General features: G+C 71.9%; 18 protein-coding genes. 10 read left to right on the top strand and 8 right to left on the bottom strand.

Going from position 1 to position 26,243, the window contains the following annotated elements; translation table 11 throughout:
* Positions 1 to 47: 47 nt before the first annotated feature.
* A complete protein-coding gene (locus ACMXN5_RS34695; RefSeq protein ID WP_439678868.1) occupies positions 48 to 2,291 on the bottom strand; it encodes a protein kinase domain-containing protein in 2,244 nt (747 codons plus the stop codon).
* Between the two features lie 215 nt (positions 2,292 to 2,506).
* Here ACMXN5_RS34695 and ACMXN5_RS34690 point away from each other — a divergent pair, with 215 nt between their 5' ends.
* Positions 2,507 to 2,809: an SH3 domain-containing protein gene (locus ACMXN5_RS34690; protein WP_439678867.1), complete on the top strand. Its 303-nt coding sequence runs from the start codon at positions 2,507 to 2,509 to the stop codon at positions 2,807 to 2,809.
* A gap of 90 nt (positions 2,810 to 2,899) precedes the next feature.
* On the opposite strand, the gene ACMXN5_RS34685 is transcribed toward ACMXN5_RS34690, so the two are convergent.
* A complete protein-coding gene (locus tag ACMXN5_RS34685; RefSeq protein ID WP_439678866.1) occupies positions 2,900 to 3,673 on the bottom strand; it encodes a TIGR03084 family metal-binding protein in 774 nt (257 codons plus the stop codon).
* Positions 3,674 to 3,934: 261 nt separating this feature from the next.
* Between ACMXN5_RS34685 and car the strand changes: the two genes are divergently transcribed.
* Together car and ACMXN5_RS34675 are read left to right on the top strand one after the other, a co-directional pair.
* The gene (car, locus tag ACMXN5_RS34680) at positions 3,935 to 7,483 is read left to right on the top strand and encodes a carboxylic acid reductase (RefSeq protein WP_439678865.1); all 3,549 of its coding nucleotides are present in this window, start codon (positions 3,935 to 3,937) and stop codon (positions 7,481 to 7,483) included.
* 198 nt (positions 7,484 to 7,681) lie between these two features.
* On the top strand, positions 7,682 to 8,596 hold the full coding sequence (locus ACMXN5_RS34675) for an aromatic prenyltransferase (RefSeq protein WP_439678864.1): 915 nt from the start codon (positions 7,682 to 7,684) through the stop codon (positions 8,594 to 8,596).
* Between the two features lie 45 nt (positions 8,597 to 8,641).
* Here ACMXN5_RS34675 and ACMXN5_RS34670 read toward each other — a convergent pair whose 3' ends face one another.
* The 5 genes from ACMXN5_RS34670 to ACMXN5_RS34650 all read right to left on the bottom strand — a co-directional run bounded on the left by ACMXN5_RS34670 (position 8,642) and on the right by ACMXN5_RS34650 (position 13,643).
* A complete protein-coding gene (locus ACMXN5_RS34670) occupies positions 8,642 to 9,898 on the bottom strand; it encodes an SLC13 family permease (RefSeq protein ID WP_439678863.1) in 1,257 nt (418 codons plus the stop codon).
* A gap of 101 nt (positions 9,899 to 9,999) precedes the next feature.
* Positions 10,000 to 10,158, bottom strand: coding sequence for a hypothetical protein (locus ACMXN5_RS34665; RefSeq protein WP_439678862.1), 159 nt, complete (start codon positions 10,156 to 10,158; stop codon positions 10,000 to 10,002).
* Between the two features lie 82 nt (positions 10,159 to 10,240).
* Complete coding sequence (locus ACMXN5_RS34660; RefSeq protein WP_439678861.1) at positions 10,241 to 11,560, bottom strand: serine/threonine-protein kinase; 1,320 nt, start codon at positions 11,558 to 11,560, stop codon at positions 10,241 to 10,243.
* Between the two features lie 152 nt (positions 11,561 to 11,712).
* Positions 11,713 to 12,177 carry a MarR family winged helix-turn-helix transcriptional regulator gene (locus ACMXN5_RS34655; protein ID WP_439678860.1) on the bottom strand — a complete coding sequence of 155 codons (465 nt, stop codon included), beginning with the start codon at positions 12,175 to 12,177 and terminating at the stop codon, positions 11,713 to 11,715.
* Positions 12,174 to 13,643, bottom strand: a complete 1,470-nt coding sequence (locus ACMXN5_RS34650; protein WP_439678859.1) for an MFS transporter — start codon at positions 13,641 to 13,643, stop codon at positions 12,174 to 12,176. Before ACMXN5_RS34650 ends, ACMXN5_RS34655 begins: the two co-directional genes overlap by 4 nt.
* 404 nt (positions 13,644 to 14,047) lie before the next feature.
* Here ACMXN5_RS34650 and ACMXN5_RS34645 point away from each other — a divergent pair, with 404 nt between their 5' ends.
* From ACMXN5_RS34645 to ACMXN5_RS34615, 7 genes are all read left to right on the top strand, one after another.
* Positions 14,048 to 15,445: a cation:proton antiporter gene (locus tag ACMXN5_RS34645; RefSeq protein WP_439678858.1), complete on the top strand. Its 1,398-nt coding sequence runs from the start codon at positions 14,048 to 14,050 to the stop codon at positions 15,443 to 15,445.
* A gap of 67 nt (positions 15,446 to 15,512) precedes the next feature.
* A complete protein-coding gene (locus tag ACMXN5_RS34640; RefSeq protein ID WP_439678857.1) occupies positions 15,513 to 16,781 on the top strand; it encodes a cytochrome P450 family protein in 1,269 nt (422 codons plus the stop codon).
* A 46-nt stretch (positions 16,782 to 16,827) separates the two neighbouring features.
* Positions 16,828 to 17,070 carry an acyl carrier protein gene (locus ACMXN5_RS34635; protein WP_380027661.1) on the top strand — a complete coding sequence of 81 codons (243 nt, stop codon included), beginning with the start codon at positions 16,828 to 16,830 and terminating at the stop codon, positions 17,068 to 17,070.
* 25 nt (positions 17,071 to 17,095) lie between these two features.
* On the top strand, positions 17,096 to 18,340 hold the full coding sequence (locus ACMXN5_RS34630; RefSeq protein WP_439678856.1) for a beta-ketoacyl-[acyl-carrier-protein] synthase family protein: 1,245 nt from the start codon (positions 17,096 to 17,098) through the stop codon (positions 18,338 to 18,340).
* A gap of 11 nt (positions 18,341 to 18,351) precedes the next feature.
* Entirely contained in the window at positions 18,352 to 19,446 is a 1,095-nt protein-coding gene (locus tag ACMXN5_RS34625; RefSeq protein ID WP_439678855.1) for a beta-ketoacyl synthase N-terminal-like domain-containing protein, read from the top strand.
* A gap of 11 nt (positions 19,447 to 19,457) precedes the next feature.
* The gene (fabG, locus tag ACMXN5_RS34620) at positions 19,458 to 20,204 is read left to right on the top strand and encodes a 3-oxoacyl-ACP reductase FabG (RefSeq protein WP_439678854.1); all 747 of its coding nucleotides are present in this window, start codon (positions 19,458 to 19,460) and stop codon (positions 20,202 to 20,204) included.
* A gap of 41 nt (positions 20,205 to 20,245) precedes the next feature.
* Complete coding sequence (locus ACMXN5_RS34615; RefSeq protein ID WP_439678853.1) at positions 20,246 to 24,733, top strand: amino acid adenylation domain-containing protein; 4,488 nt, start codon at positions 20,246 to 20,248, stop codon at positions 24,731 to 24,733.
* Here ACMXN5_RS34615 and ACMXN5_RS34610 read toward each other — a convergent pair.
* Positions 24,705 to 26,225 (bottom strand): tryptophan 7-halogenase, encoded by a 1,521-nt coding sequence (locus ACMXN5_RS34610; protein ID WP_439678852.1) that lies wholly within the window; start codon positions 26,223 to 26,225, stop codon positions 24,705 to 24,707. The two genes, ACMXN5_RS34615 and ACMXN5_RS34610, sit on opposite strands and share 29 nt — an antisense overlap.
* Positions 26,226 to 26,243: the final 18 nt, after the last annotated feature.

Here is a 26,243-nt window from a genome sequence, read left to right as displayed (position 1 = left end):
CCGGGCCGATCGCGCGCGTCGTGGCGATTGTGTGGGCGGTTCGGCGGCTACGCCCCGCTCGCGGCGACGACCACCAGCGAGGTGCGGTTGGCGCCCCACACCCGACCGCCGCCCACCGCCGTGAGCAGGACGTTCGTCGCGTCCTGGGTGGGGTCGCCGTACTTCCATCGGCCCCTGCCCGTCTCGGCGTCCACCGCCCAGAGGTTCGCCCTGTCGTCCGCCACGTAGACGTTGCCGTCCGCGATCCGGATCCCGGCCGAGTCGGATTCGCGGAGCGAACCCTCCTGCGGCGCGGTGGCCCACTTCGGCGCGCCGGTGGCCGCGTCGAGGGCGACCAGGCCGACGGCACAGGTGATGTACACCGTCCTTCCGTCCGGGCTCGCGACCGGTTCCCCGAAGGTGTCGCCGCCGTTGCGGCCGGTCCGGAACGTCCAACGCTGCCGGCCGTCGAGCGGGTCGACCGCGGTGACCGAGGATCCGGCGTACACGTACGCGCCGCCCGCGAAGCACGCCCGCGACCGTGCGAAGCTGCCGAAGGAGCCGCCGGGTACCGGGTTGCGCCAGCCGCGTCTGCCGGTCGCCGGATCGAGCACGACGACCTCGCCGTCTCGGCCGATTCCGCCGCCTCCCGCGAGGATCATCGACTCGGTCGTGGGCGGTACCAGCAGCACCGCCGCCACGTCCGTGCCGGTTTCCTGCCACAGCGTGGCGCGCTTTCGGACGTCCACGGCCCACACGAAACCCCGCATGGAGGTGCCACCGAGGAGGTCGCCGGAGACGATCACGGTGTCGCCCATGATTCCGGCCACGACCCGCAGGAGCCGATCGCCGGGCGGCTCCGCCACCGACCACAGGAGTTTTCCGGTCGAGACGTTCATGGCGTGCAGGCCCGTGACGGAGCCGGCACCGCCGCAGAAGTAGAGGACACCGTTGCGCACGATGCCCGGCCGATGCCTGGCCGACACGCCTTCGATCCTCGCCGCGGTCGGCCCCCAACGGGCCTTGGCGTCCAGGTCCAGGCCGTTCGCGTCGAGCAGGCCGAAGGTGACCAGGACGTCGCCGCTCAGGAGGAGACCCGAGCTCGGCTCGCCGAGGTCGCGCATCTTGCGGACGACGGCGTCGGGAGCGGTCAGGGGCGTGGTCGGGAGGGCGGCGGGGGCGGGTGGGGTACCGGTCGGACGGGGGCGGGCGGACTCGCTCTTGCGGCCGGCGTTCTCGACGTTGCCCCCGCCCCGGTTCGACAGCGCGACGGCCGCGGTGACGCCGCCGGCCACCGCGACGGTGCCCGCGACGCCGATGAGCAGGGCGCGGCGACCGATCGCGCGGGCGGTGGGTGGTGCCGGCGGCTCCGGCGGAGTGCGCGGGGACGGCAGGGTCGGGGGTATCGGCGCGGGCGGGGGAGCGGTGAGGGTGGACGCGCGGACCGCCATGATGTCGGCGGTCAGCGGCGCGGGCAGCCAGCTCCCGGCCGCGACGTCGACGCCCTGGCGTTCGATGTCCTCGACCACCTCGGCCGGTTCGGGCCGCTCGGCGGGGTCCTTGGCCAGGCAGCGCAGGATCAGCGCGCGCAGCGGCTCGTCGAGCCCGGCCAGCGGCGCGTGGTCCGGCTCGGTGCCGGCGACGCGGAACATCAGCGCGGCGGCGTTGCCGGTCCCGAACGGCGGCAGCCCGGTGGCGGCGAAATACGCGGTGGCGCCCAGCGAGAACACGTCGCTGATCGGGGTGAGCAGCCGCGCCAGGGCCTGTTCGGGCGACATGTACCCCGGTGAGCCGACCACCGCGCCGCTGCGGGTGTGCGAGGTTCCCTCCACCGCCCGGGAGATCCCGAAGTCGATGACGTGCGGCCCGTCGAGCGCGACCAGGACGTTCGAGGGTTTGAGGTCGCGATGGATCAGGCCGGCGGCGTGTACGTTGCCGAGCGCCTCCGCCAACCCGGCGACCAGCATGCGCAGCGCCGCCGCGGGCAGCGCCCCGTACCGGGCGACCGCGGTGGACAGGGGTACGCCGGGCACGAACACCGTCGCCATCCAGGGGACCGGGGCGTCGGGGTCGGCGTCCACGACGGGGGCGGTGAAGGCACCGGAGACGCGGCGGGCGGCGGCGACCTCCTGTCCGAAACGAGCCCGGAACACCGGGTCGTCGGCGAGTTCGGGACGGACGACCTTGACCGCGACGGTACGGCCGCCGGGCGAACGACCCAGGAACACCTTGCCCATGCCGCCCGCACCGAGCACGCCGAGCACGGCGTACGGTCCGACCCGCCGCGGATCGGCGGCGCCCGACAACTCCATGGTTCCCCTCTTCTGCGGCGATGGCCAGGATACCGACCCCAAGATCACGCCGCAGCGGGCCTCCGGCGGCCCATGGGAGGGGGCCGTGTCGCGCGAACCGGATATCCGCGCGAGTGGGGTAGCGGGAAGGATCGGTGTGTCTTGTTCCTCATGTCGATCAAGGGAATTTGCCAGTGAGCAAAATGGGTCGGAGCGCTGCGGCTGTACTGGCGTCGGTGTCGTTGTTCGCGGGTGTGGGCGTAGCGCTCGCGCCGTCGGCGTCCGCCGTGAGCAACCCGGGGTGCTACCGCGATCTCCGCGACCACACCGCCAAGATCACCGGCAACAACGTCAGCCTGCGCAAGGGCAAGGGCACCTGGACGCCGATCCTGCGGGTGCTCCAGAAGGGCGCGAAGGTCACCGTCTACTGCCAGGGCGTCGTGTACCGGGACGGTGACGCCGAGGCCAGCGAGTGGTACTACGTCAAGCACCAGGCGTCGGGCATCAAGGGTTGGGTGTCCATCAAGTACGTCAGCTGATCCGGGAGCTGCCGATCCACGGATCCACGGATCCGCGACCGGGAACCCCGGGCGGTGGTCGCCCGGGGTTCCCGGCGATCGGGGGCCTGCTCAGAGGAAGACGCGGGCGTTGTCCAGCCACGCCTGCGCGTCCCCACCGACTGCCGTGAGGTCCGTCTCGGCCGGGGACCTGCGCTGGGTGACTCGGAGGCAGAAATCGAGGGCGCCGCCCTCCACCCGCTGCGCCGCATCCGCCGGACCCCATGTCCAGGTTCGGCCGTCCGGGCCGGCCAGTTCGACCCGGAACGGCTCCGTCGGAAGCGGCAACCCGGCGGCATAGAAAGAGAGTTCGCGTCCGATCACGCCCAGGGCGGCGATCTGCCGGAGTCGATCCGTCGGACGGCGTGCGGCGCCCACCGCATCGAAGACGTCCTGCCCGTGGGCCCACACCTCCATGAGCCGAAGCGGCGCCATGAGCGTCGCGGTCAACTGTGAGCCGTACCAGGGAAATCCGTGCTCCGTCGGTAGGTCGCGGAGCGCCGCCGCCACCTCGCCGCGACCGGCGCGCCACTCGTCGAGCAGTACCGATCGTGGTTTGGCGGCTCCCGCGGCGGCTTCGAGATCGGCGTGTCGACTGCCCGCGGCTTCCGTCTGTTTCAGTACGGCGTCGAACGCCTCCGGGGTCCGTATGGCGATGAGGACGTTCGTATCGGCCGCGGCAAGATGCGCGATCTGGTGGGCGATCGTCCACCCCGCCGCAGGGGTGGGGTCGGACCAGTCGGCGTGCGCCGCTACGAGGGCGTCGAGTTCGTCTCCCTCGGCCACCAGGTCGGACAGGGCGACGTCGCGTTCCAGACCGGACACGTCAAGGCCGTAGTTCAGCATCCGACGTCGCCTTTCGGTTGTTGGCATGTGTCCACCGAAACATCGTAGATGGCGATCGTTTTCGTCCGGCGACGGCGACGGCGACGGCGACGGCGACGGTGGCGACGGCGTGTGCGTCCCGCGTCAACCCCGACGGGAGTCGTTTCGGGTGGTTCCGTTCGTCAGGTCGGGTGCATTCGGGGGTGGATCGGCGTGGCGACAGAGGCGTCGATGGGAGGCTTTCGGTGGAATCGACCCCCTCTCTCGAAAGGTTGGTGAGCCGTGTCCCCGTCCTCCGCGACGTGCGACCGGGACGCCGAAGCGCCCGGCTTCCCGAAGCCCGCCGATGTGGTGGCGGAGGACCCGCAGTTGCGCGCCGCCGTGCCCGTGCCCTCGGTCGGCACCGCGTTTCGGGACTCCGCCGACAGCCTGGTGCGGAGTGTCGCGCTGCTGATGGACGCCTACGCCCGGCGTCCCGCCCTCGGTCGGCGCGCGACACGCACGGTGCTCGATCCGGCATCGGGTCGCACCACACTGGAGCTGCTGCCGCGGTTCGACACGATCACCTACGCCCAGTTGTGGGAACGGGCCGGCGCGGTCGCGGCCGAGTGGACGCGGGACGCGGGGCGTGCGGTCGGTGCCGGGGATTTCGTGGCGGTGTACGGCTTCGTCGGCGTCGACTACACAGTGCTCGACCTGGCATGCCTGCGGTCGGCGGCGGTGTCCGTGCCGTTGCCGTCGAGCGCTCCCGTGGCCCGGTTGCGGTCGATCGTCGACGAGGCCGGGCCGCGGGTCCTGGCGGCCGGCATCGAAGTCCTGGACAGCGCCGTCGAGTTGGTGTTGGCAAGCACGTCGAAGCCCCGACTCGTGGTGTTCGACCACCACCCGGAGGTCGACGATCAGCGCGAGCGCTTCGAGGCGGCGCGCAGGCGCCTGGCCGAGGCCGGACTCACCGGGATCGACACGCTTACGGTCGTCACCGAGCGAGGGCGTACGCTCCCACCCGCCGCCCCGGCGCGCCGGCCGGCCGCTGCGGACGAGGACGCGGACACGAACGCGGACGCGGACACGATGCGGCTGCTCGTCTACACCTCCGGCAGCACGGGGGAGCCGAAGGGCGCCATCTACACGGAGCGGATGCTTCGACGCCTGTGGATGGGCAGCATTCCGGCGGACGACGGGCTGCCGTGGATCACCGTCCAGTACCTGCCGCTGAGCCATGTGGCGGGCCGTACCGTCCTCTTCCACACCCTGGGCCACGGCGGCACCGCGTACTTCCCCGCGAAGAGCGATGCGTCGACCCTCTTCGACGACATTTGGCTCGTCCGCCCGACCCAGCTGATGCTGGTGCCACGCATCTGCGACATGCTCTATCGGACGCATCGCCACGAACTTTCCGGTCAGGAAGAGGAGTTCGGCCGCGAGCCCCGCCTCGGCGGCCGGGTGTTGCGGGTGATGTGCGGCAGTGCGCCGTTGTCCCCGGAACTCGCGCGGTTCATGGAGTCGTACCTGGGCCGGACCGTGCACGACAGCTACGGATCGACCGAGGCCGGCGTCGTATTGTTCGACTCCCGCGTACAGCGGCCCGCGGTGTGCGACCACAAGCTCGTCGACGTACCGGAGTCGGGCCACCGCACCACCGATCTGCCGTATCCACGTGGCGAGTTGCTGATCAAGTCGGAGTTCGTCACCCCCGGTTACCACGGGCGGCCGGAGACGACCGCCGAGGTCTTCGACGAGGACGGGTTCTACCGAACCGGCGACATCATGGAGCAGACCGGCCCGGGCCGGCTGAGGTACGTGGGCCGCCGCAACGACGTGCTGAAGCTGGCACAGGGCGAGTTCGTCGCACTCTCGCGGCTGGAGAGCATCTTCGCCACCGCTTCGCTCGTGCGGCAGATCTACGTGTACGGCAACGGCGAGCGTGCCCATCTGCTCGCGGTGATCGTGCCCACCGAGGAGGCGATGGCGCGGGCCGAGGGCGACGAGTTGCGGCGGGCGCTGGGCGAGTCGCTGCAACGGGTCGCGCGGCAGGCCGAGTTGGAACCCTACGAGGTTCCCCGGGACTTCCTGGTGGAGACCGAGCCCTTCGGCATCGGGAACGGCCTGCTGTCGGAACTGCGCAAGAACGTCCGACCCCGGTTGAAGGAGCGCTACGGGGACCGTCTGGAACGGCTGTACGAGCAGACGGCGACCGGGCGGCCGGACGAACTGCGCGCCCTGCGCGAGGCCGGCGCCGAGCAACCGGTGCTCGCGGCCGTCCGCCGGGCCGCCGGCGCATTCCTGGGCTTGTCGGTGAGGGACCCCGATCCGGCCGCGCGTTTCACCGACCTGGGTATCGACTCGCTGTCCGCGCTGGCGTTCGCCGAACTGCTCCGGGACGTCTTCGGGGTCGAGGTCCCGGTCGGCATGCTGCTCGGTCCGGCGTGCTCGCTGTGGGCGATCGCGGAACATATCGAGGCGGTGCGCGAGTTCGGTGAGGCACGACCCTCGGCGGCTTCCGTGCACGGCGCCGGCGGCGAGGTGGTGCGGGCCGTCGACCTCACGCCGGACCGGTTCATCGACGCCGCCACGCTCAAGGCCGCCCGTGCGCCGGCGGCACCGGCACGGCCGACGGCACCGCTACGGCCGACGGCGACCGGGACCGTGTTGCTGACCGGCGCGAACGGCTACCTCGGCCGATTCGTATGCCTCGACCTGCTGGAGCGCCTGGCCGGTACCGGCGGCCGGCTGGTCTGCGTCGTGCGCGGCCGGGACGACGCCGAGGCCCGCCGCCGGCTCGATGCCGCCTTCGACGACGGTGGCGACGGGGAACTGTCGCGCCGCTACCGGGACCTGGCCGCCCGGCGGCTCGACGTGCTCGCCGGGGACATCGGCCGGGAGCGGCTCGGCCTCGACGCGGATACGTGGCGGCGGCTGACCGAGGACGTCGATCGGGTCTTCCACCTGGCCGCGCTGGTCAACCACGTGCTGCCGTACGACCAGCTCTTCGGCCCCAACGTGGCCGGCACCGCCGAGCTGATCAAACTGGCGCTCACCGGGCGGATCAAGCCGTTCACCTACCTGTCCAGCGCCGGCGTGGCCGCCGGAGTCGAACCGGCGCGGCTCGACGAGAGCGCCGACATCCGCGAGGCGAGCCCCGAGCGCCGCCTGTCGGACGCGTACGCCACCGGCTATGCGGCCGGCAAGTGGGCCGGTGAGGTGTTGCTGCGCGAGACCCACGAGCGGTACGGCCTGCCGGTGACCGTGCTGCGCTCGGACATGATCCTCGCCCATCCGCACCACGCCGGTCAGCTCAACGTGACCGACGTGTTCACCCGGCTGATGCTGAGCGTGGTCGCCACCAAAATCGCGCCGGCCTCCTTCTACCGGAGGGACGTCGGGGCCCAACGGCCGCGCGCGCACTACGACGGTCTGCCCGTCGACTTCGTGGCGCGGGCCGTCGACACCCTCGGCGCCCGCGACGGGGACGGCTTCCGGACGTACAACGTCGTCAACCCCCACGACGACGGCATCTCGCTGGACACCTTCGTCGACCGGCTCGTCGCGACCGGCCACGACATCGAACGCGTCGACGACCACGGCGTCTGGTTCACCCGCTTCGAGGCGGCGCTGCGGGCGCTGCCACAGACGCGGCGTCGGTACTCGGTACTGCCCCTGCTGCACGCCTTCCGGCAACCGGCCGAACCCGTGGCCGGTTCGCGCCTCCCGGCCGGACGGTTCGCGCGGGCCGTCCGGGCGACGGGGATCGGCGAGCCGGGGATTCCCCACCTGTCCGCCGGGCTGATCGACAAGTATGCGGCGGATCTGCGCCGGCTCGGGTTGATCTGATTTCACGTCGATAATCGTCCGGCCCGGCCCGGCCCGGAACTCGGCCATTCGGGGGCCTTTTTGCACTCGATACTCTGAATGTGATTCGGGTTCCGCGACATACCGACATGTCCTTGCAGAGATTTATGGGATCGTGAGTGAATAGCCGCTCCGCGGTTTCGTCAATTCCTGTGCAAGGACCGGGAGCGCATCCTGATTATGTCTACCATCGAATTTTCTCCGTCCCGATTCCTCGCGGACATCGAAACGACCGCCGACCTCCTGGGCGCCGACTACTCCGCACCGATGACCCGCCGGGTGCTGGACGTGTTCGAGGAGAGCTTCCACCGGGGGGCGGTGCTGTGGCGCACCACCGACCGGCCCGGCGGCGCGCTGAACTATCGCTTCTACGAGCGCCGGTCCGTCGACACCGTGCACATCGCCGAGCGGGCCGGATTCATCCCCGCCCGCAGCCCGGCCGCCGGCCTGATCCGCGCCTGGAGCGCGCTGTACGCGGGGTCGAGGGAGCTGTGCGACTTCGATTCGGCGCAGGGCCTGGCCAAGACCTGGGTGTACCTGGACGGGAGGCGGCCCGTGGAGGAGGTCCTCGGGGCGCGCGGGATCCCGGACTCGATCCGCCGGCACGAGAGCCGTTTTCGCGAACTGGGCCTGACGGTGGTGCGGAATGTGGCGGTGGATTATCAACAGGGCACCGCGAACCTGTACTTCCGTACCGAGGAAGGCATCGACGCGAAGTCGACGAAGCGACTGCTCGCGCTGTCCGGGAGCGTCGGGCCGGACGCGCTGACTTTCGGCGACATGCGCGCCTTCACGGCGCCGAGCGGGTATACGTTCTCGGTGACGCTGCGGATCGACACCGGACGGATCGAGCGCGTCGGCGTCTATGCTCTTCGGCTTCCCGTCGGGCGATTCCCGCACATCGCCGGCCGACTGGCCACGTTCTTCGAGCGGGTTCCCTCCCACGACGAGGCGGAGATGAATGCCGTGGCCTGGTCGTTCGGGGCGGGAAATCGCCGCTATATGAAGGCCGAGCGCAGCTATTGCGGCCGGCTGGTCGCACTGATGCACGCCTGCGACAGCCCGATGACCGTCCCCGTCATCATGGGTGTATGACCGAGCGTGAGACCTCCACCCGTCCCATCGCCACGCCGTAGCGGATCAGGCGCCGATGACGGTGAGGGAGAGCCACAGCGCCGGCACCGACACGAGCAGGCCGGTGGGTACGGTCCACAGGCCGAGTCGGGTGAATCTGCCGAGTTCGACCTCGCTGTCGTGTTCGTGCACGATGCGCCGCCACAGCAGGGTGGCCAGGGAGCCGGCGTACGTGAGGTTGGGTCCGAGGTTGACGCCGAGCAACACCGCGAGCACCGCGCCGGGCCCGGACGGCGCGGTCAGCGGCAGCAGTACCAGCACGGCGGGCAGGTTGTTGACGATGTTCGCGAGCAGCGCGGCCAGTGCCGCGATGGCGAACAGGGCCGCGAGGCCCGTGCCGTCCGGGATCAGCCGGCCCAGGGCGTCGGCGAGGCCGTTGTCCACGACGGCGCGGACCACGATGCCCAGGGCCAGGACGAAGGCCAGAAACGGGATCGCGGCGGCGCGCACGATGGCGGTGGGCGTGGTGCGCCGCCGGACCAGGGCCCGCACGGCCAGCACGACGGCGCCGGCGAGGGCCGCCCAGGCGGGGTCGACGCCGACCGCGGAGGTCAGTACGAACCCGGCCAGCGTGCAGGCCACGGTGACCAGGGCGAACAGCGGCACCTCACGGGGTTCGGAGGTGGGCGGCGCCTCCGCGCCGGCGTCCAGGTCGGCGGCGAAGAAGCGCCGGAAGACCAGGTACTCGGCGGCGATGGCGACCAGCCAGGGCAGGACCATCAGGGCGGCGAAGCGGGTGAAGCTCAATCCGCTGGCCGCGAACGCGAGCAGGTTGGTGAGGTTGGAAACCGGCAGCAGCAGCGAGGCGGTGTTCGCCAGGTGGGTGCAGGCGTAGATGTGGGGTTCGGAGCGGGCGCCGAGCCGGGCGGCGGTGGCGAACACCACGGGGGTGAGCAGCACGATCGTGGTGTCCAGACTGAGCACCGCGGTGATCCCCGAGGCGGCGACGAACACCTGCACCAACAGATGACGCGGGCGTCCTGCCGCGGTTCGGGCCATCCACGCCCCGCAGGCGTGAAACAGGCCCTCGTCGTCGCACAGCCGGGCCAGGACCAGCACGGCGGCGAGGAACCCGATCACCGGCCCGAGCCGCGCCGCCTCGTCACCGGCATGCGCGGGCGAGATCGCCCCGACGGCGACCACCAGCCCGGCGGCCGGCACGGCGACAACCGCCTCGGTTATGCCGAACGGGCGAACGACGGCGCACGCGAGCACGCCCAGAAGCAGCACGACGGAGACGACCTCCGCCAACGAGGAATCCACCGCCCGATCTTCCCCCACCCGAACCAACCGACATCCGGCACGTCCGCGCAATCGGGACACCCCACCGGCTCGGCCCCTCGCCCTCCAGCCGAACCCGGGGGTCAGTCCACGACGTACCACGCGTTGTCGATGAAGCGCGGGGTGGAATCGCCAAGGTCGCCGCTGGTGAACGTGGTGCCGGCCTTGATCGCGCGGGCCGGGATGTCGACTCGGTCGGTTCCGCGCACGGAGACCAGCTTCGGGTCCACGGATACGGTCACGCCCACGATTGCCCGCACGCGGTTCTCCCATCGATGATCACGAACGGCCGATGGTACTTGCGCCGGCGGTCGTCGGGTGGATTCACCGGTTGGGTTTGCCGGGGGGTTCGGTGGGCTTGGTGCGCTTTTCTCCCTTGGGCTTGGTGTCGCCTCTCGGTTCCCTGTCCGGGGGTGGGGCGTCGGCGGCGGACGAGGGGGCTTGGGCGGGGACGGTGACGGCGACGGTGACTGTCGTGGCCGGTGGTGGAGGGGGAGTGGTTGCGCGTGTGGGGGGTGTCGAGGGCGGCAGGGTGGCCGTGGCGGGCGGCGGGGTGGCCGTGGTGGGCGGTGGTACGACCGGTGGGGGCGTGGGCTGGGTGAGGGGTGGGAGGGGGGCGGTGGTCGGTGCGGGGCGGCTGTTGTCCGCGTCCGGGCCGGCCTGGTGGTGGAGGACCGCCAGGGTCGCGCCGGACGCGCCCAGGATGATGCCGGCGACCAGGCCCGCGGTCGGCAGGCGGCGTCGTCTCCGGCGCAGCACCTGGGTATCCGAAGTGGCGGGGGCCGCGACGACCGGCGGGCCCGAAGCGGGCGCGCACGATGCCGCGGCCGCGTCGAGCAGGCGGGCGCACTCGGCGGCGTCGGGCCTGGTGGCCGGGTCGACACGTGTCATGGCCTCGATCGTGGCGGCCAGTTCGCCCGGCACGTGGGACGGGATGTACGGCGCTCGCCGCGAGCGGTCCAGGGCGGCGTCGAGCGAGGATCCCGGATATTCGCGTCCGCCCTTCAGCGCCTCCAACAGGACCAGGCCGAGGGCATGGACGTCGCACGCGGGCCCCGAGCCGTGCCCGAGGATCTGCTCGGGCGCGAGGTAGGAGACGGTGCCGACGATCGTGCCGGGTGAGGAGCGGGTGGGCTCGTCGACGAGACGCGAGATGCCGAAGTCCGCCAGGTACGGGGTGTCGCCGGGGCCGATCAGCACATTGGACGGCTTCACGTCCCGATGCACGATGCCGGCCGCGTGTACGTGCGCCAACGCCGAGGCCAGTCGCGCACCGATCCTCGCCACCCGGTCGGCGGTCAGGGGGCCGTCCACGATGTGCTGCCGCAGGGTGACGCCCCGGATCAGGCGCATCACCACATACGTGCAACTCTCGTGCCAACCCACGTCGTGCACCGTGACCAGGGCCGGATGGGTCAACCGGCCCAGCAACACCGCCTCCTGGCAGAACCGTTCCGCCGTCACCGCGGGCACGCCGGGTCGGAAGATCTTGACCGCGACCTCGCGCCGCAGCCGCAGATCGACGGCCCGGAAGACATCGGCGGTGCCGCCCGCGCCCAGCAGTTGCCCCAGGCGGTATCGACCGTCGAGGATGCCGCCGCTCCGCGGAAGCGGACGCCGTATTCGGCGCGGCAATGCCGTCATGCACTCTCCCCGATCGGTCCCGACAATGCCCGGGTTCCTACCCACCGTTCGCCCCGCCATACCGGCGCCCGCACGCCGAAAACGGAGGTATTCCGGCTGCGCGCATACGACTTGGGCTTCGGGGGGTCGGCCGACGCGCCGCGGGCGCGCCCCTACCGCGCCGGCTCGTCCGCGTCGACCAGCGCCGTGATCACCCGGTCCAGCACCGCCAGGTCCGCCGCCGGCAGGTCGCGCAACGACGCCGGGGGCTCGTCCAGGATGTCGCGCGCGATTCGGGCGAGGCGCTGGCCCTCCGGGGTCGCCGCCAGCATGCGTTGCCTGCGGTCGGTGGGGTGGACGGTGCGTTCGATCAGGCCGCGCCGTTCGAGGTCGTCGACGACCAGCGTCGTGTACGGCTTGTCGGTGGCGAGCCGGCCGGCCAGTTCGCGCATCGACATCGGACCGGCGGCGATCCGCCGCAGTGCCTTGACCCGGACGAAGCTCAGCCCGGTCGCCTCGGTCACCGCGCGGCGGCGATCGTGCCGCTCCACGACGAGCACGCGCATCCCCCGCCAGATTCGCCCGGCGGCATCCGAAGGGGCGTCGCTCGTGGCGTCGTGCGCGGGGGATGGGGTCATTGCCTCACGTCCGTCGTCTCCTGCGTACCGGCGGGCGGCGCCGCGGGCATGAGTTCCGCGCCCGTACGCTCGGCCGTGCGCAGGGCCCGGCGGCCCGTGGTGAGCATACCGAGGACGGCGACGGCGCCCGCGCAGCCCAGCACGATCCACCACCCGGTGTGCGTCGCGGCGGCCAGGTCGGCGCCGCCGGGTGTGCCCGGCACGGAGGCGATCGTGGTGCCGACCACCGCGACCCCGAGGCACTGGCCGAACTGGCGGCTGGTCGAGGCGATCGCGGAGGCGACACCCGCCTGGGCACGCGGCATTCCGGACACGGCGGTATTGGTGATCGGCGCGTTGACCAGCCCGAAGCCGACGCCGAAGACGCCGTACGCGGCGACCATGCGCAAGGTCGAGGTGTCCTCGGCCAGCCCGACCAGCAACGCCGCGCCCGCCGCCATGGCGACACCGGCCCCGACCAGCGGTATGCGCGGGCCGACCCGCGCCACCAACCGCCCGGAGATCGGCGCGAACACGACCGTCATCACCGCCATCGGCAGCGTACGCAGACCCGCCTCGGTCGGCGACCAGCCGCGCGCGTCCTGGAGGTAGAGCGTGTTCAGGAACAGGAATCCGGACATCGCGGCGAACGTGCACACGGCCGTCACGGTCGCCCCCGCGAACGGCACGCTGCGGAAGAACCGCAGATCGATCAGCGGTTCCACGCGCCGTGGCGACCGGTACACCAGACCCCCCAGGCAGCCGGCGGCGAGGGCGAACAGGCCGAGGATGAGCGGCGAGGTCCACCCCTGGGCACGGCCCTCGATGATCGTGTAGGTGAGCGACAGCAGGAACACCAACACCAGTACCTGGCCGACCGGATCCGCCCGCCGGGGACGCGCGGCCTTGGATTCGGGCACGTACAGCGCGGTGAGCACGATGGCGACGAGCGCGACCGGCAGGTTCATCCAGAACACCGACCGCCAGCCGGCCGAGTCGACCAGCGCACCGCCCACGATCGGCCCGAGCGCCATGGCGACGCCGATCACGGCGCTCCACGCGCCGATCGCGCGGGCCCGTTCGCGGGGTTCGGTGAAGGTGTTGGTGATGATCGACATCGCGACCGGGTTGAGCATCGACCCGCCGACCGCCTGCACCACGCGAAACGCGATCAACCACCCGAGCCCCGGCGCCACGGCGCACAACGCCGAGCCCACGGCGAACACCACCAGTCCGGTCTGGAACACCCGACGCCGGCCGATGCGATCGGCCGTCGAGCCGGCCACCATCAGCAGTGCGGCCAGCACCAACGTGTAGGCGTCGATGGTCCATTGGAGCTGCGACACCGAGGCGTGCAGATCGCCCCGGATCGACGGCAGCGCCACGTTCAGGATCGTGTTGTCGAGCCCGACGATGAACAGGCTCAGGCAACAGGTCGACAGGACGAGGAGCTTCTCGCGGCGGCCGATCCCGGTGGGCGACGACATGTACCACCCCATCAATCGTTACTGATCTACAACCGTTATAGTTGTACAACGATCCGGGTCGACGGTCAACCGCTCCACCGCGGCCCATTACCGCAGGGCCCGAGTCGGGGCGAGTGCGGCGTTGTCCTGTCGGCAGGACGATGAAATCGCGTCACGCGGTGAATTCCGGGTCCTTGAAAGGGCCCGTCGACCGCTCTACGTTGATGCGGTGGCGCTCGACGACCCGATATCGACGGCGTTTCTCCCGCATGGCCGGTCGAGAAGTGCGCGATACGAGGTATGAGGTACGAGGTACGAGCATCGGGATTCGCCACGCCGGATATTCCCGGCCGTAGTCAACCCGTGTCGGAGGCGAATCGTCGTTCCTGTCGTTCAGTGGATTCAGAATCGGGGGAGAGCCGACCTTGTCCGAAACCCATTTCCTCGCCGCCCGTTCCGCGGACGCGATCACCGGGAGCATGTTCGCGGGGCTCGCCCTGATCCTCGCGGCGGCCTTCGTCTTCGGCCGACTGGCCGGCCGGGTCGGACAACCGGCGGTGGTCGGGGAGATCGTCGCGGGGCTCGCCCTGGGGCCGAGCGTGTTGGGCCTGCTCCCGGGCGATCCCACCGACACGCTGTTCCCGGCGGACACCCGGCCGCTTCTCCAGGCGCTGTCGCAACTGGGCCTGGTGCTCTTCATGTTCGGCATCGGCCATCGGCTGGACGCATCGCACCTGCGCGGGACCGGTCGCCGGGTCACCGCGGTGTCGCTCGCCTCCGTGACGCTGCCGTTCCTGCTGGGAGCCGGGCTGGCGGTGTTGCTCTACCCCTGGTACGACACGTCCCGCCTCGACACCGACGGCATGCTCGCACCGGCCCTGTTCCTCGGCACGGCGATGTCCATCACCGCCTTCCCCGTGCTCGCCAGGATCATCGAGGAACGGGGTATGCAGCACAGCCGCATCGGCGCGATGTCGCTCGCCTGCGCCGCCATCCAGGACTTCCTCGCGTGGTGCGTACTGGCCGTGATCGTCATGGTCGCGACCGCCGGCGGGTCCTGGCCGCTGATCCGAATGGCGCTGGAGACGGCGCTGTTCCTGCTGGTCCTCGGCTACATCGTGCGCCCCGGACTGCGCCGGCTGACGGCATCCGGGCACGGTTCGGCCGGCGGCGCGCTCCTGCACGCCGTGCTGGTCACCGGCGTGCTGCTGTCCGCCTGGGCCGGCAACGTGATCGGGCTGCACGCCGTCTTCGGCGCCTTCGCCTTCGGGGTGGTGGTACCGCGCCGCGAGGTCGAGGAGCGGGCCCCCGAGGTCGCCCAACGCATCGACCAGACCGGCCTGTTCCTGCTGCCGGTCTTCTTCGCCGTCACCGGTCTGTCGGTGGATCTCGGCAGCCTCGGCCGGCGCGGCCTCGTGATGGTCGTCGCCGTCGTCCTGGTGGCGTGTGCGGGCAAGTTCGTGGGAGCGGCCGTCGCCGCCCGGCTGTCCGGCGCGTCGGGGCACGAGGCGCTCACGTTCGGCGTGCTGCTGAACGCCCGCGGACTCACCGAACTGGTCATCCTGAACGTGGGTCTCGGGCTGGGCGTGCTCGACACGCGCATGTTCACCGCCATGGTGATCATGGCCCTGGTGACCACGCTCATGACCGGACCGCTGCTGGGACGCCTGGGCTTTCGACCGGATCCACGACCGGTCGGCGTCCGTCCGACCGTGGACATTGTCAATGTCGATACCGTCCCGTACGGTCGATCCCCATCACCGGAGGACACGCCATTGTCCGGCCGTTTTCACTCCCCGGGGAAAATCGAACCCGAGCGATGAGACGCGTAATTCGGCGGCGCCCAGAAGACGGCGACCGAAGACGGCAACCGGAGGAAAGGAGGGCGTCGTGACGATCGAATCGGTGCACGAGCACGGTCTATTCAGCGACCGCTATATGCAGGATCCCTACCGCGTATTCGCCGAGCTGCGCCGGGTGGGTCCGATACATCGCGCGAATACTCCGAGCGGTATTCCGGTGTGGGTCGTCACGGGCCATGCGGAGGTCTCCGCCGCGCTCGCCGACCGGCGCCTGTGCAAGGACTCGGCCCGGCTGCGGGCGATCATCGACCGGGCCACACCGCCCGGGCTCGACGGATCGCACGTGGGCGAGATGGTCGCCACCGACATGCTCAACAGCGACCCGCCCGAGCACACCAGGCTGCGCAAGCTGGTGGCGCAGGGCTTCAGCGCGCGCCGCATCGAACGGTTGCGCCCGCTCGTCCGGCAACTCACCGACGAACTGCTGGACGCCATGGTCGTGCGGGCCGCGGACGGGAGCGTCGACTTCATCGACGCCTTCGCCTTCCCGCTGCCCCTCACGGTCATCTGCGAACTGCTCGGCATTCCGCGCGCCGACCAGCGCTCCTTCCGCGCCTGGTCGACCGTCGTCGTGGGCTCCTCCTCGCGCGACCAACTGCGCCGGGCCACCACGGCCATGGGCGGCTACCTCGCGCAGACGATGGCCGCCAAACGCTCCGCGCCGGGCGACGACCTGCTCTCCGACCTGGTCGAGGCCAGTGACACCGGCGACCGGCTCACCCCGCTGGAACTGGTGTCGATGGCCTGCCTGTTGCTGATCGCCGGCCACGAGACGACGGTGAACCTGCTCGGCAGCGCGCTGCTGGCACTCCTGGAGCACCCGGACCAGTTCGCGCGACTGCGCGAGCGGCCGGAACTGGTGGACGCGGCGGTGGAGGAAACACTGCGCTACGACTCGCCGGCCCCGGTCACCACCTGGCGATACGCGGCGGAACCGATGAGCATCCACGGCTCCCCGATCGCGACGAACGACCTCGTGCTGCTGGCGCTGGGCGCGGCCAACCACGACGCGCACATCCCGGACCCGGACGCCTTCGACATCGAACGGCGGATCACCGGCCACCTCAGCTTCGGGCACGGCATGCACTTCTGCCTGGGAGCCGCGCTGGCCCGCATGGAGGCGCAGGTCGCCCTCGGCCGGCTGGTCGAACGTTTCCCCGACATCACGCTCGCGGTCCCCGTCGGCGAACTGCGCCGGCGCCCGAGCGTGGTCATGCACGGCCTGGTGGACCTGCCCGTACGCCTGGGGCGGCAACCCACGACGAGCGCCGTACCGGGCTCCGGTACGGCCGGATGACGGCAAACCCGCCCGCATCGGGGGTCGGGACGGAAGAGGGGCACACATGGACGACGAACGCCGGGGCCAGGTCGCGGACCTCGTTTGCGAACTATTGGAGCTGGACCGGTCCGAGGTCACCGAAACGAGCAGATTCGTCGACGACCACGAGGCCGACTCGCTGAATCTGATCGAGATCCTCGCCGGACTGGAGAAGCGATTCGACGTGGTGATCGCCCAGTCCGAAGTGCCGCGCATGGTCAACCTGCGCGGTGTGTACGAGGTACTCGACGCGACGCCGGGCTGGTAGCGGCCGGCCGACCGAGGGGGCGCACATGGCAACAGGAGCAGCGGCGGACCACCCGCCCGCCGGGCGGCGGCGCGTGGTCGTCACCGGCGTCGGGGTGCTGTCCAGCATCGGCATCGGCGCCGACGAATTCGCCCGGGCACTGCGGGAGGGGCGCAGCGGGGTCCGACCGATCACCGTGTTCGACACCGACGGCTTCGAGCACCGCAACGGGTGTGAGGTGGTCGGATTCGATCCGGCCGAGTGGATCCGCAATCTGGACATCGACACGCTGGGCAAGGCGACCGGGTTCTCGGTCGCGGCCGCCCGGATGGCCGTCGAGGACGCGGGCCTGCCGCTCGACCGGTTGCGGGACGAACCCGTCCTGGTCGCGATCGGAACCACCGACGGCGAGGCGTACGACCTGGACCGGCTCGTGGAGAGCGAACTCGCCGACGGACCCGAGAAGTACGACCCGGTCGCGGTGCGGCGGGTGTCCGCGATCCGGCTCTCCACCGCGGTCGCCCAGGAACTCGCGCTGAACCGCGCGGAGGCGTCCACCGTGGCCACCGCCTGCTCGGCGGGCAACTACGCGATCGGGACGGGCCTGGACGCGATCCGCTCCGGAGAGGTGGACGTGGCCCTGTGCGGCGGCGCGGACGCCATGTGCCGCAAGACGTTCGCCGGCTTCTACCGCCTGGGCACGATCGCGCCCGACCGGTGCCAACCGTTCGACGTGGACCGCAAGGGGATCCTCACCGGCGAGGGCGCCGGGGTGCTGGTCCTGGAGGAACTGGGCGCGGCGCTGCGCCGCGGCGCCCGGATCTACGCGGAGATCCTCGGATTCGGGCTCAGCTGCGACGCCTTCCACCCGGTCGCGCCGAACCAGGCGGGCGTCGCCCGCTGCATCGACCTGGCGCTGCGCGACGCCGGCGTCACCCCCGACCAGGTCGACCTGATCTCGGCGCACGGCACCGGCACGATCCCCAACGACGTCACCGAGAGCATGGCCATCCGCGAGGTGTACGGCGAACACCCGCCCCGCACCGTGGCATTGAAGTCGATGCTGGGGCACTCCATGGGCGCGGCCAGCGCGCTGGGCGCCATCGGATGCGCGCTGGCGATCACCCACGGCTTCATCCCGCCCACCATCAACCACGAACGCACCGACCCCGAATGCGCGATCGACTGCGTTCCCAACACGTCGGTCGAGGCGGACCTGCGGATCGTACAGAACAACGGGATGGCCTTCGGCGGCAACAACGCCGTGGTGGTCCTCGGCAGATACCAGTGAGGAAACGTCGCATGGGCATCGCCATCACGGCGTGGGACGCCGTATCACCGTTCGGCGTGGGTCGGGACGCCTTCACCGAGGGCCTGTGGTCCGGCGCCCGGCCCGCCGCCGCGCCGACCCCCACACCCCCGCCGGCACCGGGCTCGCGGGCCTGCCTGGTGCCCGACTTCTCGCCGCGGGAAGCGCTCCGCGGCAAAACCCGGTCCATGGACCGGGTCACCGCGCTGGCCGCGGTCGCCGTCGGACGGCTGCTGGCGGAGGCCGACCCCGACCCGGCGCCGGACGCGCCGGAGCAGACCGGACTCGTGCTCGGCACCGCCACCGGCAGCGTGCAGAGCATGACCGACTTCACCCGCGAATCATTCCAGGGCGCGCGCCCGTATCACGTCGACCCCGCACGCACCCCCAACACCGTGATGAACTGCGCCGCCGGGCAATGCGCGATCCGCTACCGGTTGCGCGGACCCAACGCCACCATCGCCGGCGGGCGCGCGGCCGGCCTGCTGGCGCTGAGCTACCAGCGGCGACTGCTGTCCTGCGGTCGGGCGCGGCGGGTGGTGTGCGGCGCGGCGGAGGAGTATTCGGTGACCCGCTCCTGGCTGGAACACCACGCCCGGGCGGACGACGCGGATCCGATGCCGCTCGGCGAGGGGTGCGCGGTGATCCTGGGCGAGGGCGCGGCCGGCGCTCCCGTGCTCGCCGAAGTGCTCTCGGTACGCAGCCGGGTCCACCACGGCGATGATCCGGCCGATGCGATTCGGCACGTGGCGCTGGAGACGCTGGCCTCGGCGGGAGTGGCCGCGGACGAGGTCTGGGCGGTGTCGCCGAGCCGGCCGCCGGGGCCCGCGGGCGATCGGGAATGGGCGGCGCTGACACGGCTGTTCGCCCCGGACGCGCTCGACCGGCTCCCGCGCCTGCCGTTCGGCGACACCGGCGCGGCCTCCGCCGCCTTCCAACTCGTGTCCGTGCTCAGCGCATCGGACCGGCTGCCCTCGGCCGCCGGGCGGGCGGCGCTGGTCAGCTCCGTCGACCGCGACGGCACCGTCGCCTGCGCGCTGCTGCGGCTGGGCGAGCATTACTCGGCCGCCCGCCGGCCACGAGCCTGAGGGGAAAGACGATGCCGGACGACGATCGCCGGGTGGCGCTGGTCAGCGGCGGCTCGCGCGGGATCGGCCGCGCCACCGTGTTGCACCTGGCCCGGGAGGGTTTCGACACCAGCTTTTGCTACCGCTCCGACGCGGCCGCGGCGCACGAGGTCGAGGCGCTGGTCGAGGAGGCGGGCGCGCGCTGCCTGGCCGTACCGGTCGACGTGGCGGACGGGGACGCGGTCCGGGCCTGGCTGGCCGAGACCGAGGCCCGCCTCGGTCCGGTCGAGGTGGCGGTCACGTGCGCCGGCGTGACCCGCGACCAGCCGCTCGTGCTGATGTCCGACCAGGAGTGGCACAGCGTCCTGGAGACCAACCTCACCGGCGTGTTCGAGGTCTGCCGGGCCGCGGTGTTCGCGATGATGAAGCGGCGACGGGGCAGCGTGGTCACGCTGTCCTCGGTCGCCGGCGTGCATGGCAACCCCTCGCAGACGAACTACTCCGCGTCCAAGGCTGGCATCATCGGCTTCTCCAAGGCGCTGGCCAAGGAGGTCGGCCGGTTCGGGATCCGGGTGAACACGGTGGCGCCGGGACTCGTCGACACCGACATGATCCGGGCGATGCCCGAACGCGCGCGCAAGAAGCTGCTCGACGCGGTACCGCTGGGCCGGTTCGGCCGCGCCGAGGAGGTCGCGGACCTCATCGGCTACCTCGCCTCCGACCGCGCCGCGTACATCACCGCCTCCGTCTTCGAGATCGACGGCGGAATCACCGTCTGACCGCAACCCCAGGGAACCGAAGGAACAGGAAACGGAGCGAGATGGAACCGGGTGCCACGGCCGCGACACTGCCCCTCACCGCGGCGCAGCGGGAAATCTGGCTCGCACAACAGTCGGCCCCCGCGAACCCCGTCTACACCATCGGCGGCTACGTCGAGATCCTCGGCCCGGTCCGGCCCGAGGTGTTCGAATCCGCGCTGCGGCACGTGGTCGACGAGATCGACGCGCTGCGACTGCGGTTCGTCGAGGTCGACGGCGAGCCGCGCCAGATCGTCGGCGCGCAGCCGGACTGGTCGCTGCCGTATCTCGACATCGGCGCCGCGCCCGACCCGCGCGCCACGGCCCTGGAGCGGATGCGCGCCGACCTGCGCGAGCCGCGCGTGATCGAGCGGGCGCCGCTGTTCTCGTTCGCGCTGTTCCGCGAGGGGCCCGACCGGTTCCTGTGGTATCTGGCCAACCACCACCTCCTGCTCGACGCGTACAGCGTCGGGCTGCTGGTGCGCCGCGTCGCCGAGGTGTACCCGGCGCTGCACGACGGCGCGCCGATACCGCCGTGCGGCTTCGGCACGCTTGCCGAACTCCTGGCCGACGAAGCGGAGTTCCGCGCCTCGGCGGCGTTCGGGCGGTGTCGGGGCTTCTGGCTGGAGCGCATGCGCGACGCCCCCGAGCCGGTGCGACTGGGCGAACCCCCCGCCGCGCTGCCCACCGATTTCCTGCGCGAGACCCGACGGCTCTCGCACGCCGCGCTGCGCGGAACCGCGGCGCCGAACCGGCCGCCGGCGCCGGGCGCGCCGGCCCACCTGGTCGCCGCCGCGGCGGCCTACCTGCACCGGATCACCGGCGCGTCGGACGTCGTGATCGGACTCGCCGTCGGCGGGCGGGACAGTCGGCAACTGCGGCGGATCCCGGGGATGTTGGCCCAGGCGGTGCCGCTGCGCATGACGGTGACCCCCGCGACGACGGTGGCCGAGCTGCGCGCACAGGCGGCCGAGCGACTGCTGGAGGCGCTGCGCTACCAGCGGCACGGCAGCGGCGAACTGAGCCGAACCCTGCGACGCGGCACCGGCGACCGGGAGTTGTTCGGCCTGGTGGTCAACGTGACGTCCTTCCCGCGAAGTCTGCGCTCCGGCGGGCGGACCTGGCGCGTACACAGCCTGACCAACGGGCCCGTGGCCGACTTCGCCGTGGCGGCCGAGGACCTCGGTGAGGGCGAGGGATACGAGCTGAACTTCGACGCCAACCCGGCCCTGTACGGGCGCCCGGAGGTGGCCGCGCACGGCGACCGGTTGTTCCGGGTGTTGCGCCAAGTGGTCGATGCCGAGCCGGAACTGGCGGTCGTGGGACTTGAGTTGACCACACCCGCCGAGCGTGATCGGCTGCGGGCCCTGGCCGCCGGGCCGGTGGACGACGACACCCCGATCGCCACGGTGCCCGAGTTGCTGGCGCCGTGGGCGCACGCCGACGCCCCGGCCGTGCACTGCGGCACGGAGACGGTCACCTACCGGGAGCTGCACGGCCGCGCCAATCGGCTGGCCCGCCACCTGATGCGCCGCGGGGTCGGCCCGGAGCGGCTGGTGGCGGTGGCGCTGCCGCCCTCGGTGGAGCTGATCGTGGCACTGCTCGCGATCCTCAAGGCCGGCGGCGCCTTCGTGCCCCTGGACGTCGAACTCCCGGTGGAGCGGCTGCGGTTCCTGCTCGCGGACGCCGCGCCGCACTTGGTGCTGACCGACCACGAGCACCACGCCGCGCTCCCGGACGGCTCGGCCGCGTCCACCCTCGTACTCGACGACGCGCACCCCGCCCGCCGGTGGGCGGCCCTGCCCGACCACGAGCCGGCCGACACCGAGCGCAGCCGGCCGCTGTGCCCGGCGCACCCCGCCTACCTGATCCACACCTCGGGCTCGACCGGCACGCCCAAGGGTGTGCTCGTCACCCACGCCGGTGTGCCGAGCCTGGCCCGATGGCAGCGCGAGACGCTGGGCGCCGGCCCCGGCAGCCGGGTGCTCCAGGCGGCGTCGATGGGTTTCGACGCGATGTTCTGGGAACTGTGCCAGGCGCTGACCTCGGGCGCGGCGCTCGTCCTGCCCGAACCCGGGCGCCCGCGCATCGACGCCATCGTCGAAGCCCTGGCCGGCCGGCCGGCGGTGACCCACGTGACGTTGACCCCGGCGGTGCTCGCGAGCATCCCCGCCGACACGATCCCCCCGAGCACCACGGTGGTCGTCGCCGGGGAGGCGGTCTCCGGCACGCTGGTGGCCGAGTGGTCGCCGGGACGGACCCTCGTCAACGCCTACGGGCCCACCGAGTACACCGTCTGCGCCACCGCGAGCGCCGCGCTGCACGGCGACCAGGCACCGCCGATCGGGACGCCGATTCGCGGCGCGCAGGCGCATGTGCTCTCGCCGGGCCTGTCCTTCGCGCCGATCGCGGTGCCCGGCGAGCTGTACCTCGCGGGGCCCGGAGTGGCCCGCGGCTATCGGGGCCGGCCGGGGCCGACCGCCACGCGGTTCGTGGCGAATCCGTTCGGGCCGCCCGGCTCGCGCATGTACCGCACCGGGGACCTGGCGTGCCGGCACGACGACGGCACCCTGCGGTTCCTGGGCCGTGCGGACGACCAGGTGAAGGTGCGGGGGTTCCGGGTCGAACCCGCCGAGGTGGAGGCGGCCGTCGCGGAACAGCCCGAGGTCGGCGTCGCGGTGGTGATCCTGCGCGAGGACCGGCCCGGTGACCGCAGGCTCGTCGCCTACGTCGTCCCCGAGCCCGGACACACCGTCGAACCGGTGGCGCTGCGCCGCTCGCTCGCCGCCCGACTGCCGCAACACATGGTGCCGGCGGCCGTGGTGGTGCTCGACGCGCTGCCGCTGACCGGCAACGGCAAGCTCGACCGCGGCGCGCTGCCGGCGCCCGAGACCCCCGGCGCGGGCGGCGGACGGCGACCCGGCTCGCCGACCGAGCAGACCCTGTGCGAACTGGTCGCCGAGGTGCTCGGGGTCGAGGCGGTCGGGGTCGACGACGACTTCTTCGACCTCGGCGGCCACTCGTTGCTGGCCACCCGACTGCTCGGCCGCGTGCGTGAGGTGCTCGGCGTCGAACTGTCGGTCCGGCATGTGTTCGAGTCGCCCACCGTGGCCGGCCTGGCGGCGCGATTGGCCCTGGGCGAGCCGGCCGGCGGCGAGGACACCCCGCCCGACGCGATCGATCCGGCCGACCTGGCGGAGTTGGGGCCGATCCTGGCCGAGCATCCCGACGTGGCCCGCGCCGCCGTCACGTTCACCGACGGCCGGCTGGTCGGCTACGCCGTCCCGGCGCCGGACCGCCGGATCGACCCGGGAGCGCTGCGGGCGTACCTGGCCGGCGCCGCCTATCTGGGCGGAACCCTGCGCGAGCGGCCCGTGCCGACCGCCGTGGTCGTCCTCGACGACCTGCCGTCGACCGCCGACGGCGAACCCGACCGGCGGGCGCTGCCGGCCCCTCGCGTCGAGCCGAACCCGGCCGGTCGTGGCCCCCGCACACCCCGCGAGGAGGTGCTGTGCCGGCTCTTCGCCGAGGCGCTGGTGTTGCCGTCGGTGGGCATCGACGACTCGTTCCTGGACCTCGGCGGCCACTCGCTCCTCGCGGCGCACCTCGTCGAGCGGGTGCGCGACGTCCTGGGCGCCGAACCGTCGGTGCGGGACGTGTACGAGGCGCCGACCGTGGCCGAATTGGGCAAGCGGCTCGGCGAGGGCGACCGGCGCGACGCGCTGGGCGTACTGCTGCCGCTGCGCACCCGGGGCGAGCGGCCACCGCTGTTCTGCGTGCATCCGGGCATCGGGCTGAGCTGGTGTTACGCCGGGCTGTTGCACCACCTCGGCAACGACCAGCCCGTGCACGGCATCCAGGCACGCGGCCTGGACGGTCGCGAGGCGCTGCCGGCGACCGTGGCGGAGATGGCCGCCGACTATCTGGAACAGATCCTGAAGGTGCAGCCGAACGGCCCGTACCACCTGATGGGTTGGTCCTTCGGCGGGCACGTCGCACACACCCTCGCGACCATGCTGCGGGCGCGCGGCGAGGCCGTCGCGTTGCTGGCCGTGCTCGACAGCTTCCCGGGCGTCGGTCCGGCGAACGGCCGCGTACCGTCGGAGCCGTCGGAGCCGGAACTGCTCGCCGATTTGGTGGACTTCGTCGGCGGTGCCCCGGACCCGGCGCACGCGCCGCCGGACCGGGCCCGGGCGGCGGCGGCCCTCGGCGTCGAGGGCGGCCCGTTGTCCGCGCTCGACGCGGCGAGCCGGCACGCCGTCGTGGACGTCTTCCTCAACAACGCCCGACTGATCCGCCGACCGCCCGAGGCGGTGTTCGACGGTGACCTGCTGCTGTTCCGTGCGACGAAGGGCCGCCGGACCGACTCGGCGAACCGAGAGGTCTGGCGGCCCTGGGTCACCGGGCCGATCGAGGTGCACGACATCGGGTGTGAACACCGGGAGATGACTCAGCCGGAGCCGCTGGCCCGGTTCGCCGAGGTCATCCGGCCTCGGCTGCGGGCTCGCTGAGCGCGGGCGCCGGCGCGGGCTCCTCCCAGTACATGCCGTCCGTCGACACGGTCAGCCGATCGGGTCGATCCCGCCACCCGGCGGCGATGGTGTCGAGCAACCGCCGGTGGTTGTCGCCCTCCAGCCGCAGGTGGTTGGGGTCCGGGTGGTTCTCGGTGGTGAACTCCTGGGTCCGACCCTCCCAGAACGCCCGCATCCCGGCGTCCTCGTCGGGCCCGCGCCCCCGCGTGCGCGGCGCCGGGGTCGCGGACCCACCGTCCAGCGGCGTGTACTCGCCGGCGCCCAGACCCGCGGTGAGGTAGCTGAACGAATCGGCCTCGGAGGCCGCGGCGCCGGTCAGCTTCTTCGCGGTCCAGAAGTACGAGGTCTCGTCCTGGTGCGTGTCGTAGACCGCCTTGAGGAACTCGTAGTACAGCTCGTACTCGCGGCGGTGGCGGAACTCGGCCTCGGCGAACGCGCGTTGCTCGTCGAGCCGGCCCGCCAGCACGCTGTTGATCGAGCGGGCCGCCAGCAGTCCGCTGTAGGTGGCCAGGTAGACGCCGGTGGAGAACAGCGGGTCCACGAAGCAGGCGGCGTCGCCGACCAGGGCCATGCCGGGCCGCCAGAAGCGGGTGTTGCTGTACGAGTAGTCCTTGCGCACCCGCACCTGTCCGTACGGACCCTCGGTCACCCGGCGCGCGTCGCCGAGGAAGTCGCTGATCATCGGCGACTCGGCGATGAACCGCTCGAGCGCGCCCTCGCGGTCCTGCCGGATCTTGTCGGCCATCTCGGCCGGGACCACGGCACCCACGCTCGTCAACTCGTCGGTCAGCGGGATGTACCAGAACCAGCCGCCGCCGAACGCCGCGCACAGGATGTTCCCCCGCCGGGGCGGGTCCATGCGCTTGCCGCCCTCGAAGTACCCGAACACGGCGATGTTGCGGAAGTACTCGGCGAGTTCGCGGGTACCGCCGACATGCCGGCGGATCCGACTGGTGTTGCCGGAGGCGTCGACGACGAACTTCGCGGTGACCTCGTGCTCCACCCCGTCGGCGTCGGTGTACCGCACGCCGCGCACCCGCTCCGGATCGCCGAGGACATCGCGTACCGAACACCGCTCGCGCACGTCCACGCCGACCCGGCGGGCGTTGTCCAGCAGTATCTTGTCGAACTTCATCCGCTCGACCTGGAACGCGTGGCGGCCGCGGTGGGTGTCGGTCGCGAAGGTGAACGACCACGGCTCGGGACTGGCGCCCCACAGGAAGGTGCCGCCCGTCTTGGTCTGGAAGCCGGCCGCCTCCACCTCGTCGGCCACGCCGAGCAGCCCGCAGATCCACTCCGTGGTCGACGGCAGCAGCGACTCGCCGATCTGATACCGGGGGAAGCTCTCCTTCTCCAGCAGCAGCACCCGGCCGCCCTGCATCGCGACGAAAGAGGCGACGGTCGAGCCGCCCGGTCCACCGCCGACCACGACGACGTCCACGTCCGTGGAGTCCCGATCGGTTGTGTTCATGTTGGTCTCCGTTTCGAG

Origin of the sequence: Embleya australiensis (assembly GCF_051903075.1) — a bacterium.
Taxonomy (GTDB): Bacteria; Actinomycetota; Actinomycetes; order Streptomycetales; family Streptomycetaceae; genus Embleya.
The sequence above is the reverse complement of the archived record's forward strand: the minus strand, read 5'-3'. Positions and strand labels throughout refer to the sequence as shown.